At 44.6% G+C, this 18,372-nt stretch carries 16 protein-coding genes; 9 read left to right on the forward strand and 7 right to left on the reverse strand.

Annotated features, from left to right (window positions below; translation table 11 throughout):
* Window positions 1–37: 37 nt before the first annotated feature.
* Window positions 38–1,705 carry a hypothetical protein gene (locus tag BUA53_RS16685; RefSeq protein ID WP_139256473.1) on the forward strand — a complete coding sequence of 556 codons (1,668 nt, stop codon included), beginning with the start codon at window positions 38–40 and terminating at the stop codon, window positions 1,703–1,705.
* A 2,445-nt stretch (window positions 1,706–4,150) separates the two neighbouring features.
* Window positions 4,151–4,360 (forward strand): hypothetical protein, encoded by a 210-nt coding sequence (locus BUA53_RS16690; RefSeq protein ID WP_072836540.1) that lies wholly within the window; start codon window positions 4,151–4,153, stop codon window positions 4,358–4,360.
* On the opposite strand, the gene BUA53_RS16695 is transcribed toward BUA53_RS16690, so the two are convergent.
* Window positions 4,353–5,471, reverse strand: a complete 1,119-nt coding sequence (locus tag BUA53_RS16695; protein ID WP_072836541.1) for a mandelate racemase/muconate lactonizing enzyme family protein — start codon at window positions 5,469–5,471, stop codon at window positions 4,353–4,355. The genes BUA53_RS16690 and BUA53_RS16695 overlap by 8 nt on opposite strands.
* 392 nt (window positions 5,472–5,863) lie before the next feature.
* Between BUA53_RS16695 and BUA53_RS16700 the strand changes: the two genes are divergently transcribed.
* From BUA53_RS16700 to BUA53_RS16715, 4 genes are all read left to right on the forward strand, one after another.
* The gene (locus tag BUA53_RS16700) at window positions 5,864–6,097 is read left to right on the forward strand and encodes a helix-turn-helix transcriptional regulator (RefSeq protein ID WP_217653018.1); all 234 of its coding nucleotides are present in this window, start codon (window positions 5,864–5,866) and stop codon (window positions 6,095–6,097) included.
* The gene (locus BUA53_RS16705; RefSeq protein ID WP_072836542.1) at window positions 6,084–6,413 is read left to right on the forward strand and encodes a HipA N-terminal domain-containing protein; all 330 of its coding nucleotides are present in this window, start codon (window positions 6,084–6,086) and stop codon (window positions 6,411–6,413) included. Before BUA53_RS16700 ends, BUA53_RS16705 begins: the two co-directional genes overlap by 14 nt.
* Entirely contained in the window at window positions 6,413–7,369 is a 957-nt protein-coding gene (locus BUA53_RS16710; RefSeq protein ID WP_072836543.1) for a HipA domain-containing protein, read from the forward strand. The genes BUA53_RS16705 and BUA53_RS16710 overlap by 1 nt, the downstream gene beginning before the upstream one ends.
* Before the next feature lie 126 nt (window positions 7,370–7,495).
* Window positions 7,496–8,233 carry an outer membrane beta-barrel protein gene (locus BUA53_RS16715; protein WP_072836544.1) on the forward strand — a complete coding sequence of 246 codons (738 nt, stop codon included), beginning with the start codon at window positions 7,496–7,498 and terminating at the stop codon, window positions 8,231–8,233.
* 447 nt (window positions 8,234–8,680) lie between these two features.
* On the opposite strand, the gene BUA53_RS16720 is transcribed toward BUA53_RS16715, so the two are convergent.
* Both BUA53_RS16720 and BUA53_RS16725 read right to left on the reverse strand, forming a co-directional pair.
* Entirely contained in the window at window positions 8,681–10,294 is a 1,614-nt protein-coding gene (locus BUA53_RS16720; protein ID WP_175546102.1) for a BatD family protein, read from the reverse strand.
* Between the two features lie 73 nt (window positions 10,295–10,367).
* Complete coding sequence (locus tag BUA53_RS16725) at window positions 10,368–11,069, reverse strand: SDR family NAD(P)-dependent oxidoreductase (protein ID WP_072836546.1); 702 nt, start codon at window positions 11,067–11,069, stop codon at window positions 10,368–10,370.
* Between the two features lie 61 nt (window positions 11,070–11,130).
* On the opposite strand from BUA53_RS16725, the gene BUA53_RS16730 reads away from it, so the two are divergent.
* Window positions 11,131–11,829: a YjjG family noncanonical pyrimidine nucleotidase gene (locus BUA53_RS16730; protein ID WP_072836547.1), complete on the forward strand. Its 699-nt coding sequence runs from the start codon at window positions 11,131–11,133 to the stop codon at window positions 11,827–11,829.
* Between the two features lie 1,445 nt (window positions 11,830–13,274).
* On the opposite strand, the gene BUA53_RS16735 is transcribed toward BUA53_RS16730, so the two are convergent.
* Genes BUA53_RS16735 through BUA53_RS16750 form a run of 4 tightly spaced genes read right to left on the reverse strand, consistent with a single transcriptional unit; the run spans window position 13,275 to window position 16,379 of the window.
* Window positions 13,275–13,973 carry a response regulator transcription factor gene (locus BUA53_RS16735; RefSeq protein ID WP_072836548.1) on the reverse strand — a complete coding sequence of 233 codons (699 nt, stop codon included), beginning with the start codon at window positions 13,971–13,973 and terminating at the stop codon, window positions 13,275–13,277.
* Window positions 13,974–13,983: 10 nt separating this feature from the next.
* Complete coding sequence (locus BUA53_RS16740) at window positions 13,984–14,967, reverse strand: sensor histidine kinase (protein ID WP_072836599.1); 984 nt, start codon at window positions 14,965–14,967, stop codon at window positions 13,984–13,986.
* A 5-nt stretch (window positions 14,968–14,972) separates the two neighbouring features.
* Window positions 14,973–15,467 (reverse strand): gliding motility lipoprotein GldH, encoded by a 495-nt coding sequence (locus tag BUA53_RS16745; RefSeq protein ID WP_084080201.1) that lies wholly within the window; start codon window positions 15,465–15,467, stop codon window positions 14,973–14,975.
* Window positions 15,468–15,503: 36 nt separating this feature from the next.
* The gene (locus BUA53_RS16750) at window positions 15,504–16,379 is read right to left on the reverse strand and encodes a YicC/YloC family endoribonuclease (RefSeq protein WP_084080203.1); all 876 of its coding nucleotides are present in this window, start codon (window positions 16,377–16,379) and stop codon (window positions 15,504–15,506) included.
* Window positions 16,380–16,749: 370 nt separating this feature from the next.
* Between BUA53_RS16750 and BUA53_RS16755 the strand changes: the two genes are divergently transcribed.
* Window positions 16,750–17,007 carry a hypothetical protein gene (locus tag BUA53_RS16755; RefSeq protein ID WP_072836550.1) on the forward strand — a complete coding sequence of 86 codons (258 nt, stop codon included), beginning with the start codon at window positions 16,750–16,752 and terminating at the stop codon, window positions 17,005–17,007.
* A 112-nt stretch (window positions 17,008–17,119) separates the two neighbouring features.
* The gene (locus BUA53_RS16760) at window positions 17,120–18,073 is read left to right on the forward strand and encodes a UDP-3-O-(3-hydroxymyristoyl)glucosamine N-acyltransferase (protein ID WP_072836551.1); all 954 of its coding nucleotides are present in this window, start codon (window positions 17,120–17,122) and stop codon (window positions 18,071–18,073) included.
* Window positions 18,074–18,372: the final 299 nt, after the last annotated feature.

The following is an 18,372-nucleotide window of genomic DNA, read 5'->3' on the forward strand; positions in this document are numbered from 1 at the left end:
TCGTCCTACTAAACTTAAACTCTTAAATCCTTCATCCTTGAATCCTACATTTTCCTTGTCAACCAGTCAACTTTTCAACTTGTCAACCTTTGCGTTCCTTCGCGCCTTTGCGCCTTTGCGGCAAAGAATCTCTTTCATTGTACTCATTGGCTTGTTGTCAAACTTCCAATCCTCCGCCCAACTGGTGCCGTTGGGTCATTGGTACACCAACGAAGTAAATAGCCTTTCAGGAGGTGATACGGTGCGGTTTACGGCTATGAAACCGATGATGGTATCCTCGGTGCCACAGGAAAGGATAGACGCTGAAGGATGGTTGTTAAAGGGTTGGGACAGGGTGCCACCACCTAAACGCTCCTTTGGCAGTCGCCTGCTGAATGGTCACCTGCTGGAAGTGCACGAGGAAGGGGTGCACCTGTTCGTGGATCCTATAATTGACCTATCACTGGGTAAGAGCAGCGGCCGCAACGAGGCTACCTACCAGAGCTCCCGCGGCATCAGGCTGGAAGGTACCGTGGGTGATAAATTCTTTTTCAGGACCTCCTTCGTGGAAAACCAGGCGCGCTTTCCCCGCTATATAGATTCGGCAGTGCGCAACAATGGCTACGTGGTGCCGGGCAGCGGCATGGCCCGCAACTTCGGGCAGAAAGGCTTTGACTACTCACAGTCGCAGGCCGTGGTGGCCTTTGTGCCTTCCACCCATTTCAATGCCATGCTTGGCTATGGCAAAAACTTCATCGGCGATGGCTATCGCAGCCTGCTGCTGTCGGACAATGCCTTCTCCTATCCCTACCTTCGACTGAACGCGCAGTTCTGGCGCATACACTATACCGTTTTATACAACCAGTACCTGAACCTGCGCAACCGCGTGGGAGATACCTACCAGCGCAAGTTTGCCACCACCCACTTTGCCAGTATCCGCGTGGGCCGCAAGCTGGAGCTGGGATTTTTTGAGAATGTGCTCTGGCAGGGCAGTGACAGCACGGGCCGCGGCTTTGAGCTGCAGTACCTCAACCCGGTGCTCTTCCTGCGGCCGGTGGAATTCTCTGTAGGCTCGCCAGACAATTCGATGTTTGGCTTCAGTGGTAAGTACCAGGTAAGTGGCCATACCTTTCTCTACTCCCAGTTGATGCTGGATGATTTTAATTTCGGTGCCACCCGCAGCAGCGGCAAGCAGCACCTGAATAATAAGTATGGCATACAGCTGGGGCTGTGGACAAAGGACCTCTTTAAGATTGCGGGACTAAACTACCGCCTGGAATACAATACTGTGCGGCCATATAGCTATGGTCATAGAAAGATAGCGCAGAACTATACCCACTACAACCAGGCGCTGGCGCACCCGCTGGGCGCCAACTTCCATGAACTGGTGAACCAGCTTTCGTATAGCCATGGGCGTTGGTATGGATTGTTTCATAGCACCCTGGCATTGATTGGTGAGGATGTGAATGGTATTCTTTATGGCAACAACCTTTGGGGTGGTGAGGCTGGTGTGCCGCAGTTGGGCAGCTATACCCTGCAGGGAGAAAAAACGTCATTGATGTATAACCGCCTGCAGGCGGGATGGGTGGTGAACCCGGCGATGAACCTGCGGGTGGAGGTGGAGCTGGGGCAGCGGTCGAGGGTTAATGATCTGCGTTCGCAGCGGGAAGGGTTTTTTAGTGTGGGGGTGAAGACGGCGCTGGAGAATTTTTATCATGATTTTTGAACAACCAGTTGACAAGTTAACAGGTTGACAGGTTGACAAGGATCCACCTACGCTAAAGCTACGGTGGACGAGGGCGAGAAGAACCACAGCGGCAGAACGACACCGAAAGGCACCAGGAACACTAAGGGTTTCTGGTTTATGGTTTCTGGTTCTTTAGGTAGAATATACCCTATAGGTTGCAGTTAGTTTTAGCTAGAACAGAAAAGGTTTAAAAGGAAGACACTACACCTGGGGTCTACCCTCCTGGGTCTTGTGAGTTGGGCAGGGGGACCCCGGGATTGGCAGTTTCTTGTTTATGGTTTATTGTTTCTGGTTTTTTAGGTGGAAGAAACCCTATATGTTGCAGTTAGGTTTAAGAAAGTTCCTGGTTTATGGTTTTTGTTTCTGGTTTTTTTGGTGGAAGAGGCTTTATTTCGATGCAGTTTTTACTAAAAGAAACCATTCAAAGTAGTAACACAATCTGAATTTGCCTGTCCCGACGAATGGCGGGATCATTGCGAGGAACGAAGCAATCTGTATTTTAGGATAGTTTATTGTTTATAGTTTTTGGTTTCTTGTTCGTTAGGTGGGAGAAGCTGTTTAATTGCAATCCTTTCTTAGGATATAGAATATTGAGAAGAAAGACGCTACACCTTGGAACCCTGGTGTGGTTGAATTACGCTTTAATAGAAAGACTTTGGTGTAATAGAAAATGATGATGGCTGCCGTTGGCGGCTTTTTTTATTTGGCAAAGTGTAAGTGTCTTGTCCTCATTTCTGTGATCCTTGTTGCGCAAATAGCGCTAAGAGTAGCAGAGAAGATGAAGGTTGTTGATGAAATCCCCCTTTAAGACCTGTTTGATTTGCAGAGAGCCTGCTTTCCCCCTTTTGCAAAGGGGGACTTCGGTTTCTCCGCACATTTTGAGCTTGCCAGAGGGGGATATTGTTAGGTGGGTAATGTTGTTGCCTTCGGCCTTTGTTCGTTTTTTTTGTTTGCCCAAAAAAAAGAACCAAAAAAAAGGGCACCTTGCCGGTATAGCTCCGCTACCGCAAGGAAGCCAGCGCACAACAGTCAAAACTACTGGTTGCTTGATGCATTTTGAATACAGTCATTCCTTGAGCATGTTTACTTCACTACAAGTAGTTACAGTCTGAAGTTCGAATACGTGCTATGCGGAGAGTTTGGAGGCGCTGAATTGCGGACGGTGTGCTTCGGCCTATGAGCGGCAGTGTAATCGAATACCCGCAATGAGGCGCTGGACGAGGCTAAAAGATCGAAGTGTTTTTGCGGTGCGTGAATTCGAAGCGGTTTAAATAGTGCAGACGGCATTCCGTTTACAGTTTTTACTTTTAAATTTTGACTTTTGACTTGCTCTCTCCGGGCTTCGGCCTACTATGGTTTCACTAATCGAATTTCCGCAATGAGGCGCTGGACGAGGCTGAAGGGTCGAAGTGTTTTTTCATTTCGTTCGGGTAGAAGGATATTCATTAGTGGCTATTTGACTTGCTCACAGTTTTGACTGCAAAGTGTAAGCCTGGTTGTTGTCCTTGCTTGTCCCGACGAATGGCTGGATCATCCTGAGACACGAAGGATCTTTGGACTACACTTTAAGAGTCGTGTTTGTTCTGTAAGACCCTTGGAGCTAATCATTATTTGAGAGGCGCTACGTTTATTTATTAAGAAGGTCAAATTGGCTTTAAAGTTTTAACGGCCGCCTAAACATTCCCCACAGATCCTTCGTGCCTCAGGATGACAAGCTTGTGGGAGAAGGATAGCAGTCCGTATTATTTTCGACAACAGAGAAGAGAGAGATAGCAGTCATACTATACAAAGATTTACGTAAACTTTTAAAATTAGGACTGACTGCCAATTATAAACAATGATTCTTAGTCATTGGCAGGCACGAAGGATCTTTGAACTGCATTAGATCGGCGTTATTATGTAGCGCTGGTGAGCAGTCAATAGGAGCGCTTCCATTATTTTTTATAAGTCTTAAAATTTTGATCAATTTTTTGTTGACTTGCTTTTGGGTCACGGTGAAGCATATGCGTTGAAATTGTTATCCATTTTTTAAGTAAAGTTATTTTCCTTTTAACCTTAAATTTTGTCCTGCCCGCATTTGGCTATTGCTAAAAAAATTAGTAAATTGGGAATAGTTCTTTGACATATTGGATAAATAAAAAATTAAAGTTGTATTTCGAATTAAGGAATTGTTTTCCAGGACTTTGTGTGATAATAAAATCGCTACTCATCAATGAGGTGGTAACATGGACTAATTATTTCAAGGAGTCAGGTATCAACCTTTTCTGAACATCTGAAACCTTGGTTTTATCAAAATTTTTGCTTGCGGGTAAAAAAGACTAAATTTATTGCACTGATAGAATTATCCCCCCTTTAAATACTCATCCTTACGCTACGAAAATGATTGCTGATATTCATTAATTGGAAATCCTAAACAATATTGCTATGTCGGACGCTAACATTTTATTGCAGATGACCCTGGAAAGGACAAGGCTGATAGAGGAAAGGATCGTTCAATTCCTGGGACATGTACCAAGCTGGAAAGAAAGGAAAACTTTCCGCATTTTAAACAGGCTGGGTGAAAGCACCATTTATTACGAAAAGCAACTGGTGGGTACCGTGTACTTCCAGCCAGTTGACGATCCTATTATATAATCACCTTTTCGGTATCCTTTAAATAAGCGTCATCAATCACCGCCCCCAGGCCGGGAACTTCAGGTGTGTCAATGACTCCCTTATCCAGGTATTGTATGCCCCCGATCACAGGGTCTTCGGTGTACATGAGGGGTGTGTCGAAATCGCAATGATAGATATGGTCATTGGCCAGGGCCAGGTGCGCTGCTGCGGTCATGCCCAACCGTGATTCCATGAACCCTCCTACCTGCATGTGTAGTCCTGCGGCTGCACCGAGTTGTGCTATCTTCAACCCCTTATAAAATCCGGATGATTTACCCAATTTAATATTGATCATGGTGCAGGCGCCTATGGCGATCAGCCGTTCGGCATCGTGGTCGTCTCCACAGCTTTCATCGGCCATAATAGGAATAGGTGAGGCTGCGGATACGCGAGGCAGTTCCATGAAACGGTAGCGCGCAATGGGCTCTTCGCAGTGTTCTATATTATAGGGTGCCAGTGCCTGCAACACTTCAATGGCATTGTCGGCCGTGCTCCAGCCCTGGTTGGCATCAATGCGCAGGGGGTGGTCATTGCCAATGCCTTCGCGGATGGCCTTGATGCGGGCTACATCAATATCCTTTGCTTCTCCCAGCTTCACCTTGATGGCGGGAAAGCCTGCACTCTGGAAGCGCATGGCATCTTCCTTCATCTTCTGCGGATCGCCTATGCTCACAGTCATGTCTGTCTCCAGGATCCTGTCTTTCTTTCCTCCCAAAAACTGGTAGAGGGGCACCCCGGAGTGCTGGGCGGCAATATCATGTATAGCAATATCAAAGGCGCTTTTGATGCTGGTATTGCCATAGATGGTGCGGTCCATGATCTCCATGCAGCCGGCAATATCCAGGGCATTCTTTCCCTTGAGCACCTTGGCAAAGTACTGGCCCACGATGAAGCAGGTGTCGATGCTTTCTCCATTGATGGTCATGTAGGGACTGCATTCGCCATACCCGGCACAGCCGTCATGCGTGCGGATGATGACAACAACATTCTGTACGTCGTGGATGGGACCAAGGGAAATGACAAAGGGCTCTTTGAGGGGCAGGTATAATTTATAGATCTCTATTGATTCAATGGTAGTGCCGTGCTGCATAGCGTGGGTTTAGTAAAGGGTAAAAATAAGGAAACTGGGTTGAGTGGTTGAAAGGTTGAAAGGTTGAAAAGTTGAAAAGTTGAAAGGTTGAAATGTTGACAAGGAGGAAGAGAGTCGGGAGTCGGAAGTCTGGAGTCTATAGTCAGGATAGAAAGAGAACCGCAGAATATCGAACAAGGAATATTGAATGATGAAGAAGGGAGAAAGAGGTTGAAAAGTTAACAGGTTGCAAGGTAGACAAGGATCCACCTACGTTAGAGCATTCCAACAAAGTCGAGGTTTGAGATTACGTATACCTGATAGGGTATAATTTATACCAAATTATTAATTTTATACCTAAAAGGGTATAAATGAATAATATTTAGTAAATTCATACCCGAAGGGGTATAAATATGGAGCAAATGTTGACATTGAGGGATTTTCTCAAGCAAAAAAGAAAGAGTGCCAATCTAACGCAGCCTGAGCTAGCTTCTAAGGCTGGTGTAGGACTTAGATTTATTAGAGAATTAGAACAGGGTAAAACATCGGTTCGCATGGATAAAGTGAACCAGGTGCTGCGGTTATTCGGGCACGAAATGGGACCTGTACCTATGGATCGTCAAAAACTGACAGATGAGAATAGCTAATGTTTTCATGTTCGATCATTTGGCTGGCTATCTTTCTGAAACAGATGAAGGATACCATTTTATCTATGATATCAATTACCTGCAAAATCCTAACGCAGAAGCTGTGAGTCTTACGCTTCCATTATCTCATGTTCCATTTACCAGTGAAAGCATGTTTTCCTTTTTTGATGGACTGATACCTGAAGGATGGCTTTTGGAAGTTGCCGAAAAAAACTGGAAACTTGATGAAAGGGATAGAATGGGTTTATTAATGGTTTGTTGTACGGATTGCATAGGAGCAGTAAGCATTGTTGGAGTCAAAACAGAGGAAGCCTGATGCGGTGCCTGTATTGCTATAATGAATTGGAAAATGGCCTGGTAGATTTTCATCCTGACTGCAGTAGAAAAATATTTGGAACCAGGGTGCCTCCCCGGCTTCCTTATGATGAAAAGCAAATGCTTGAACTTGGAAAGCAGGTAATTAAAAGTCATGTTGCCGTAACCGGCGTACAGCCAAAGCTTTCTCTGGACATAGAAAAGACCGGCAGGCATATTGGTAAAATGGAACCTAAACGTTTTACTATTGTAGGTCTTTGGGGTGGGTATATTTTAAAACCTCCTACCTCTGCTTATCCCCAGTTGCCACAATTAGAGGATCTTACCATGCACCTGGCTGCATTGTCAGGTATTGCCACCGTCCCGCATTCCCTGATCAGGATGCAAAGTGGAATCCTGGCATACATTACAAAGAGAATTGACAGGGTTAGGAGTGAAAAGATACACATGGAGGATATGTGCCAGTTAACAGAAAGACTGACGGAAAATAAATACAAGGGATCTTATGAACAGATAGCAAAGGCTATCATCAAATATTCAATAAATCCCGGGCTGGATATGATTGATTTTTTTGAGCAGGTGGTATTCTCTTTTTTGACCGGTAATGCAGACATGCATCTTAAAAATTTTTCCCTTATCAAAAGACCAGGGATAGGATATATGTTATCACCGGCTTATGATATGATCCCATCCAGCCTGGTGACGGAAGGTGATAATGAAGAATTGGCATTAAACTTAAATGGTAAAAAAAGAAAGTTGCAGAAAAAGGATTTCGATGCCTTTGTAATTGCGGTCAAACTTTTGGAGGAGAGGTCTGTTGAAAATATATATAATAAATTCAGGACCACCATACCGCGTTGGTTTGACTTTATACCAGTAAGTTTTATAGATAAGGATTTGCAGGGTCAATATATATCATTAATAAAAGAAAGGGCTGATGTATTAGGGTTAATGTAATTGCACACCAAATTTGAAGAATGCTTTTAATGAAAGTTGATTTTAAAGGGATTCTATTCATTACATTACAAGCGATTTTACTGCCCGTGGTAATGGACCTAATGGAAACGAGTTTAACTGATTCAGATGGCAAGTAGCTGTTCACTGCAATTTCTCCTTAATATTACAGCACAATCAAAAGGTTTGAAGAAAAGGATCATTGTTATAGGACTGGCCATATTTGTATGCCAGGCTGCTTTTGCACAGGTGCGGTTTAGTATTGCTACTGATATTTCGCTGTTGCGCAATTTTAGTCCGCATCAAAAGTTCTGGGCTTTTGGGCAGGGGGTGGAGTCTGACTTTCATTTCTCTAAAAAGAACTCCGGCTATGCCTGGCTCAATTATCATACACAGGGCGCTTTTACCAACCGCTTTACTGCTACCGCCGATTCTTCCTTTACTGTGCCGCAAAAGCTGTCGTATGATGTGAAAGGCAAATGGCGTTTTCGCCAGGTGTCGCTGGGACTGAAGCATTATTTTAAGGGCGGCTATGATGTGGAGAACGATTGGAATATTTATGGCGCCATTGGCTTTGGATTGATGTTCACCAGGGTGGTGAATGAATTGCTGACACCTGTTGATACTTCATTATATACTTTGTCGCCTGCTCCTGCTATTGGTACGGATGATTTTAAAAGACTGACGCTTGATCTTGGCATGGGTGCGGAGTATCCACTGGCTGCCGGTATTTTTTTATATGGTGATGTGAGGACCACATTGCCTGCTTCTGATTATCCTTCGCCGTTATTGCATGATACGCGGCGGGTGCCGTTGCCCCTGAGCGCGAATGCGGGAATAAGGATATTATTCTCCTTTGGAGAATAGGTTTCTTGTTTTTGGTTTTTTGTTTCTGGTTTGTTTAGGTCGAACATGCATGTCGTATTGCAAGCAGGATTAAAGCCAGGGATGTGAATGAGATTACTCGTTGGCGGGGACGCCAACAAGAGCAATTGAGAATAGGTTTCTTGTTTTTGGTTTTTTGTTTCTGGTTTGTTAGATGAACATGTATGTGTTATAACAAGCAGGAGGAGTGAGTTGTTTTATTTATTAAGATAGACTTCATTTTTCGGGGATGATGGCAGAGGTGTATAATGTCTTGCATTTATCTCTGCGACCCTTTGCGAAAATCTTCGCGTTCTCTGCGAAACTAATTACACAAGGAGAAATATAGATCTGCTATTTTGATTAGCTCTACCCTGTCAACATTTCAACTTGTTAACTTATCAACCCTTCCTTCGTGTTCCTTTGAGCCTTAGTGTCTTTGTGGCCTCTCTACTCCCGACTCAACTCTCTTGCCCTGGCAATCCATTCTTTGCTTTCCATTTCTTCATCGCCGCTGGAATAGATGGCGGCCTGGCAGGCTGTGAGCAATGATTGGGCATCTCTTCTTTTTTCGGGTGTAATTGAAGCATGTTCCTGGCCAAGGAAACTAGATAGGATCTTTTGCAACTCAATAAGCTTTTCTTTTCCTGTGAGACTCGCTGTTTCGAGTTGATCTAGTTGTTGCCGGAAAATGATGGCTGGAGATGGCTGGACATTCTGTTTCTTTTGCCTGGCAGCTTTGTAGCGATACCATACGAAGGCTGAACTGGCAAGGAAGAGTAATACAATGGGTAACCATATATACGGAGAGGAAGTGCGTTTGCGTAGCTGGCTCACATAAGAGCGAATGGTCCGGGGTGTTACCTGGAGGTTCAATGTATCTGTGTGTACCTCAACAAAGCTTTCCTTTTGTGGGTTGAAAAATGAAAAGCTCACCGGCGGCAGCGCATAGTTGCCGGCAGAATCGACGGCAAAGCCAAATTCATACTGGCGCATTCCCTCTATCGGGATCTTTTCCTTTGCCAGCTTCTCTGTAATGACCGGCTCAAAGGGTTCGATGCCAGCAGGCCAATGTACTACCGGCTGGCCAAACTGGATGAAATTGCCATTACCCCTGATGGTGATCAGCAGCTTTCCCTGGGCATGCTGCTGCAACTGCGGATGATCTAACCGGGCTTCAATGGTGAAATTTCCTACACCACCAGTGAAGCCCTCTGGCCTGGTGGCAGGCAGGGGTTTCACGTTGATGGTTATGGGTTCCGTGATCAGCTCCTTGTCAACTGTTGTACGGCCACCGGTGAGGCTGTCAACAAATTCCACTTCATTATCAACATAAAGTTGATCTATGGTCAGCTTTCCAGCCTGCACAGGATAGAGCTGCACTTTGCGCAGGATGGATGTATTAAAGACGTTACCGTTTATTTTTTCCACGCCCATATGCGCCTGGTTGATGTCCAGTACATCTACTACGCTGAAGCCATAAAAAGAAGGTGACTTTTCAGCCTCAGATGTAGACTGTAAGCGTGAGTAAAGCGTGAAGCTGGCCACCACGGGCTCACCTTCGTAGCAATTGCGCTTGTCGACTGTTGTTTTAATAAACAAGTTCTGGTCCACCAGTTGCTGGCGGTCCACTGTTTTGGAAGGGGCATACAGGTTGACATCGGTATAGCTGGAAGAAGTGCTGAAGCTTGCCTTGGGTGGGGGCACAGCCGTAACTCCTCCATTAGAGCTTACCACCTGCCCGCCACCCTTATACATAACCGTTATAGCGCCTATCCTCAGTACACCCACTGTTTTGGGCTGGAGGGTATAGGTGATGTTCTCTATGGGTTGCATTTTTCCATCTATCATGGCATCGCCCCGGTACACATTGGGCCCGCTGATGACCTGGCAGCTATCAAAGGAAGGTTGCGATGCTTCCAGTAATTCCGATGGATTGGTAACGACATACTGCACCTGGAAGGCCGAGCCTACGATCACAGGCTGACCAGGCACGATCAACTGCACCCTTTGTGCAAAACAGCAAAAGGGCAGCAGCAATAAAATGATCATCGTACATTTCATGGCCTTGAATATAAAGAATGCTCGTTGAGGCTTTTCATGGAAGGGTGGAATGGACTTACAGTTTTGTAAATGGTCAGAGATCGCCCATTTGCGGGCGCACCACGATCTCTTCCACCACTGCCTGCGGCGATAACTGCGTGGCATTGTAAATGAGTTTGGCAATATCCTGGGCTTCCATGATCCGCTCATGTGGCACACCGCTGCCTTTCCAGGAATCGGTATATACTGCACCAGGTATCACGGCGGTAACCTTGATGCCATGGAATTTCATTTCCTGCCTCAGGTTTTTGGTGAAGCCCAATAGTGCATATTTGCTGATGCTGTAGGCGCCTCCGCCGGGATAAGCTGCCAGCGAAGCAATGGAGCAAATGTTGAATATATGTCCCTGCTCGGCAGCTATCATGCGCGGCAATAAGGCCCTGGTGGTATGGTAAGCGCTATAAAGGTTCACCTCCAGCATTTTTTCCAGTGCACCGTCTGGTTCATCACTCACATTGCCCTGGATGAAGGTGCCTACATTATTGACCAGCACATCTACCGCGCCTGCCTGGTTGAGCAGCCATTCAGCAAAAAGTTGGGCATTTTGTTTCTTGCCCAGGTCAAGGGCCTGCCCATTGATACTGATATTGGGATACAGCATCTCCAGTTCTTCAATGGTCTTCAGCAGGCTTTCTTCGTTTTGCGAACAGAGGTAGAGATCATATCCATGCAGTGCAAAGATCCTGGCCACTTCCTTTCCTATTCCCCTTGAGGCTCCTGTAATGACAGCATTCATTTTGTTCTGTATTTTTGAAATCTTTCTTTACAAATCTAATTCTCTATTTTCTAAACGATACATGAAGTATAAACACCTGTTCTTTGACCTTGACCATACCTTGTGGGATTTTGATGCCAATGCAAGGGCCACGCTGCAACAACTGCATATAGACCTGGACCTGCCGGGCAAAGGCATTCATGATTTTGATCTTTTTTATAAAAACTACCTGGTGCATAATGAAAAGCTCTGGGCCCGCTACCGGAATGGATACATCAAGCAGGAGGAACTGCGTCTCAAGCGCATGTGGCTGACGCTCCTGGATTTTAAAATAGCAGATGAAGCACTGGCGCAGCAGCTCAATGAATTGTTCCTGCAGTTGTTGCCCGGGCGCACCATTCTTTTTCCTCATACCAAAGAAGTATTGCAGTACCTGTTGGATAAGGGTTACCAGCTTCACCTGATCACCAATGGATTTGAGGAGACGCAACACAGCAAATTAAAGTACAGCGGGCTTTCGCCTTTCTTCCGCGAGGTGATCACCTCGGAGGGCTCTAATAGCCTGAAGCCGGAGAAGGAGATCTTTGATTATGCTCTGGGAAGGGCAGGGGCTGTAGCAGAAGAAAGCATCATGATAGGAGATAGCCTGGAGATAGATGTGGCGGGGGCGCTGAATGCGGGGATGGATGCGATACATGTGAATTTTACCGGTGCGGTGGATGAAGGGGTGAAGGCGACGTATGTGGTGACTGCGTTGAAGGAGTTGGAGGATATTTTTTAGTTGGATTCATATTGATTACTTGTGTGTTGTTGGTTGCCTTCGGCGAGTTCCTTTTGGCATTATCAAGGTATCTGTAGTTTTATTTTGGTCTTGATGAGAGCTTCGCAGGTGCCCCAAAAGCAGGCAAAAGGACACGCTTCCTCCCGCCATTGCGGGACTCCGCAAGGGAAGCGCAGGCCACCGCACAATGATCTTTTATGCGTAGAGGCGGAGGCACTGAATTGCGGACGGTAGCTTCGGACTATTGAGGTTTTAGTAATGGAATTTCCGCAATTAGGCGCTGGACGGGTGTGCAGGTTAGATCAGTTTTTTGGTTTATGTTGAAAGACGTTTAGTTCTTACAGGTTTAATTATTCCATTGGTCGCTTATGCTTTTGCTACAGACTCTGCATGTGGCGGGATTGTCACTCCATTCTTAGCAACATGCAGTCAAAGAGTGAGTGGTTGCAGGCTTATTGTATTCACTGGTTGATTTATGTATTAATCTGCTCAATGTATCAAATCTTAAAACTTTTGAAATTAGTACGGACTGCAAAGTGTAAATAATGATTTTTTGTCATCCTGAGGCACGAAGGATCTTTGGATTGCACTGTGAGCGGCGTTTTGTGTGATAGGGGTGGTGAGCATGGATAAATAGAAACGTGTACATTCTTTTTGTTTTAGGTCGTATAGACTACAATAATATAAAGGTTACCTAAGTGGCTACCACAGATCCTTCGTTCCTCAGGATGACAACTTTGTGGGTGAACGATAGCGGTTTTTATTATTTTCGACGACAGAGAAGAGAGCGAGGCAGGGAATGAAGCTAAAGTGTCTTGCCCTTATCTCTGCGAACCTTTGCGAATAGCTCTTTGTCCTCTTAGATAGTGATTACGCAAGGGTGGATAGGTAGGCTGCTTAACTTAGTAGTCTTTTTCTTTGGTTAACAGATTGGATAATTATTGAGAGTATTTTATTTTTTATTTTGCCTTCGGCGAGTTCCTTTTGGCACCCCAAAAGGAACCAAAAAGTCTAGGCAAACCCAATAGCTCCGCTGGGTATTGCCGGGCCAGCGCACAACAACCATAACTACTGGTTGCAACAATCATTTTAAATACAGTCATTCCTTTAGAGTGTTTTACTTCACTACGTGTATGTAGAGTATGCAAGCTCAATCACGTGCTATGCGCAGAAACTAAAGGCGCTGAATTGCGGACAGTAGGCTTCGGACTATTATGGTTTCAGTAATCGAATTTCCGCAATGAGGCGCTGGACCAGGCTGCAGGTTCGATCAGTTTTTGGGTTACGTTGAAGTGGAAACGGTTTGGATGGAGTTGCCAATAAGGTATTATGTTATTACTTGTTTATTTTAACTGGCGCTCAATGTCAACATTTCAACTTTTTAACCTGTCAACTCTTTCCCCTTCGTGTTGCTTAGTGCCTTTGTGGCTTTGCGGCAAGCTTCACTACTCACTATACTTATAGCCTACCCCTCTAACCGAATGGAAATGCTTTGGATTGCGGCTGTCATCTTCAAAGTATTTGCGGAAATTGAGAATGAAGTTGTCGATGGTGCGGGTGGTGGGGTATACATTATAACCCCATACCGACTGGAGTATCTTTTCACGGGGCACCACTTCATTTTTATTTTCAATCAACAGTTTTAACAGCATCGCTTCTTTTTTACTTAGCGGAAGCTTTTCGCCCGAGGCGGTGATGGCTTCCTGTCCCTTGAAGTCAATGGTATGCCCTCCAAAAGTATAGGTATCGCCAACGGTGGATTTATCTTGCAATTGTTTATTCTTCCGAATGAGCTTTTGCACCCTTAGTAATAATTCTTCCAGGTTGAAAGGCTTGGTGAGGTAATCATCTGCGCCCTTACGCAAACCCATCACACGGTCCTCGCTGGTGTCTTTGGCACTTAAAATAAGAATAGGCACTTCTGTATTGGTAAGCCGGATGTTTTGGGTCACATTAAAACCATCGATCTCCGGAATCATGACGTCCATAATGATCAGGTCGAAGTATTCATTTTGTACGGCCTTCATGGCCTGGATGCCATCGAAAGCTGAGGTAACTTCATAGCCTTCCAGTTCAAGGTTCATCTTGAGCGCTTCGTGCAGGTTCTCTTCGTCTTCAACTAATAATATGGATGTTTTCGCCATGCTTGTTTTTTTATGCCGGGAATTGAACAATAAAATTACTGCCTTGGGGTTGATTATCTTTCAACAGTATAGTGGCATCGTGATCAGCTGCAATTTTTTTACAGAGGTACAATCCCAGTCCTGTGCCCTGGGTTCTTCTTGTCTGCTCGCTGCCAATGCGGTAAAACTTTTCAAATACATTCTTCTTTTCATCATCAGCAATGCCGGGACCTTCATCCCTTACCTGCAGCCTGATGTTGCCATCCTCCCGGGCCAGTTCCACGTAAATAGGTTTATCGCGGGCAGAATATTTATTGGCATTTTCCAACAGGTTGCTTACCAGCAGCTTTAACAGCAGTGGATCACCCGCCATCTCCACTTCTTCCTCAATAGCTGTATGCACAGGCCTGTCGGGGTAGCGGTTGGAAAACTGGTGCACCATATCATGGGTCAATGCAGAAAAGTTGATATCATCTTTTGATAACTTATATGAGTTGCCATCCAACTGCGAGGAGATGAGTATGTTGTTGATCAGTGTGTCAAGGCGCAGTGTTTCCTGCAAGGTCATATGCAGGAGTTTATTCTTTTTCAGTTCATCAAGCTGGTATTTGAGCAAGGTTTCCAGGTTGAGCCGGGAAACAGCTATGGGTGTCTTTAATTCATGGGTGACTGCCATTACAAAATTCTGCTGCTGCAACTGGAGGCGAAACTGCCTGCGCACAGACCTATATATATAAACAGCACCGATCAGTATCAGCAATAAAAAGGTGCTGCCTTCTCCTATGAATTTCGAGACGGCTCTTTTGCGTTCGAGTTCTATTTTTTGCAATTCGGCCTGGAAGAAGGGCGCATTTTTGTAATGGGTGACCAGGTGTTGTTTTTGTAAAAGATAGATCTCTTCATTTTGTTTTTGAAGTGAGAGTGCCCACCAAAGCAATGCGGCTATGATATATACCAGCAGCACCCAGTAGATAACAGTGGTAATTTGCAGTTTGCGTTTGCTTTCATCGGCCATGGTCATCAGGGTTTCTTTTCCAGCCGCAGGCCTACATCCATTACCTGTTGCAGTGGATCTTCACGCATGATATGCTCTAAAGTAAAGATGTATTCACCTTTATGCTGGAAATATAGCTTTTGATTTTGCGGCGTAATAGCGATGCGGTGCTCATATATATCATCCATGGCACTACCCAGCCAACCTTTTTCTTTTGTCGCCAGCGGTAGTTCGTACTGCACTTTTTGGGCAGGACTATTAGGTGCCTTGGTGTACAGGTTCAGCCATATATTATTAAAATTATAGCGGTCATTATGCCGTATAATGATATATACCTGGTAAGGTACCGTAGTATCTGTAATGGTGAATCTGAACTGGGGCTTGAACCTGCTATCCCAGGCATGGTTGGGAATGGGCACTGTCTTTTCATAGAGGTCTATGGAGGTGCAGGATGAAATTGAAAAAAGAGCCACCAGTAGTGGCACTATTAAAAAGGAACGCATCATTTTTTGGGAGAACATGTTACAAATCTAAATGCTTTCTATAATGGGCAGTAATCATAATACATTCAACACCTGTTCTTTTGCTTTTTCAAGCTCGTCTTTCATCAACACCACGCATTTCTGGATGGTGGAGTCGTAGGCCTTGGCGCCGGTGGTATTGATCTCGCGACCGATCTCCTGCAGGATGAAGGAAAGTTTTTTGCCCTTGGATTCTTCGGGTTCATTCATAACGGCATAAAAGTAGTCGCAATGGTTGCGCAGTCGCACCTGCTCTTCACTGATGTCTATCTTCTCTATATAATAGATGATCTCCTGTTCCAGCCGGTTGCCATCATAATTCTCTTTTCCCACATTCTCTTCAAGCAGCTTGGTGATGCCTTCCTTGATCTTTACCTGGCGCAGGGGTTCCAGCTTTTCTACTTCCGATTGTTGCACAAGGATATTATCTATGCGCAGTTGCAGGTCTTTTTGTAAGGATTTGCCTTCTTCAACGCGGTGAGCATTGAGGTCATCTATGGCGGCTACGATGGCGGTAGTGAATTGTTTCCATTCTTCATCGTTCAACGTTTCACTGGTAGGGGTGATCACTTCAGGGAGTTTGATAAGTGTGGCCAGGATACCTTCCGTATCCAGTCCCAATTCTTTGGAAAGGGCAGCCAGTGGTTTGTAATACGCTTTTGCCAGGTCCGTATTAATGGTAACAGGTTTTGCATTTCCTGTTTCTTTCAGGTTGATGGAACAATCAACTGTTCCGCGGCCCAGCTTCTCGGAAAGTATCTTGCGGATATCAAATTCGAATGGTTTGAGAAAGGCCGGCATTTTCAGTTGCAGGTCAAATTGTTTTCCATTGAGGGACTTGATGTCGATTAAAAAGGTCTTGTCACCAACAGCTTGTTCCGCTCTTCCAAAACCGGTCATTGATTTTAACATGCAGTATTTTTTTATGAAGAAAGTAAAGTTATTTTAATTGAAAGTACGCATCTATCCTGTATTGTAAATACTATAAACAAAAAGCCCCGCGGAAGGCGGAGCTAATATGTAGATGGGTTAGTAAGTAAGGGAATAAAATTCCCAACACAATATTAAAAAGATTTTTCTCTAACTAAAAAATTTTAGTGTAAAAATTATTCACATTTTTTTTATGCTTTTGTGGATTGCCCCGGCTTGCAATGGCCTTTTGCAGGCGCATTTTCAATGAATGGTGAATACTATTTCTTTCAACTTAATGTAATGGTAAAATCATGCAATCCCCTGAGATGCACTGTTCATCAATGTTTCAGCCGATCACGATTTTTTAATAATGAAATTGCATACACCTGCATTTGGTGTTGCCATCAATAAAATACATGGAATAAACAACGAAGAGAATGGGCTGAAAGGAGAAAATTATTTTTTATTTTCTTCACTCTTTTTTTTGAAAAAGGGAACGGATGGTAATGAAATTTATCAAAAGGAAGCTCCGGCAGGTTATAGATGGCAAGGGTATTTTTCACCCATTCCCTATTTCTATGAAGAAGCATCTATTCATTGGGATGATGAGGTGAAGAAAAAACTATGATGATTTTCATCCAAAGTATGGAAATGAAATGGAGCTGGCAGGGTAAAGTTTGTTTACTGTTCCAGGGTCTTTCTGAAGTGTCAGTAGCCCTACCTTTGTCAAAATTTATTGCATGCGTTTTGAAAAACCTGTACCCCTAACAACAATCGCCAGTTTAATTGGCGCAGAAATAGTTGGTACATCATCAGGGATGGTAAGGGGTATCAATGAGATCCATAAAGTGGAAGAAGGAGACCTGGTTTTTGTTGATCATCCTAAATATTATGCTACATGCATCAACTCTGCAGCTACGTATATTATTATTAATACGCCCACAGAGTTTCCTCCAGGTAAATCTTTGCTGATTGTGGATGAACCATTTGAAGCTTACCAGAAAATCGTGCAACATTTCAGGCCATTTGAACCGGTGGTGAAAGCCATCAGTGATTCAGCTACCGTAGGCGCAACCTCTGTTATTATGCATGGTGCCGTGATAGGTAACCATGTGACCATAGGGGAGCATTGCGTTATTCATCCCAATGTAGTGATCATGGATCATTGCGTGCTTGGTGATCATGTCATTATCCAGGCCGGTACTGTCATTGGAAGTGATGCGTTTTATTATAATAAGAAAACTAACAGGGAGATCTATTTTAAAAAGATGCTGAGTGGTGGCAGGGTAGTGATAGAAGACTATGTAGAGATAGGTGCCAACTGCACTATTGACCGGGGTGTGAGTTCGGATACAATATTGGGTGCAGGTACCAAGCTGGATAATCTTGTGCATATAGGTCATGATACCGTAACGGGTAAGAATTGTTTATTTGCGGCCCAGGTAGGCGTGGCTGGTGCTGTGACCATGGAAGATGAGGTGATCATGTGGGGCCAGGTTGGGGTGAATAAAACTATTACTATAGGTAAGGGTGCAGAGGTGTTTGGACAAAGTGGCGTGGTATCAAGCATTGAAGGTGGAAAGAGATACTGGGGTACACCTGCGGAAGATTATACAAAAAAGCGAAAGGAAGTAGCCTGGATAAAAAGGATACCGGAGTTGTGGGAGAAGGTGATGGGAATGTCGGATAGGTAATAAGAGAGAGAACTAAGATTGGTAGGATTGGAGATGATTTTTGAGGAGGAGGGAGAGAGGGTTGAAAGGTTGAAAGGTTGAAAGTTGAAAAGTTGAAAGGTTGATAAGGGATTGAATATCGAATATCGAACAAGGAATGTCGAATGAAGAAGGGGAAGAGAAGTTGAAAGGTTGAAAAGTTGAAAGGTTGATAAGGATCCACCTACGCTAAAGCTATGGCGGACGAGGGAAAAAGAGAACCGCAGAATTTCGAACAAGGAATTTCGAATGATGAAGGAGAGAGGTAGAAAGGTTGAAAA

Source organism: Flavisolibacter ginsengisoli DSM 18119, assembly GCF_900129295.1.
Taxonomy (GTDB): Bacteria; Bacteroidota; Bacteroidia; order Chitinophagales; family Chitinophagaceae; genus Flavisolibacter; species Flavisolibacter ginsengisoli.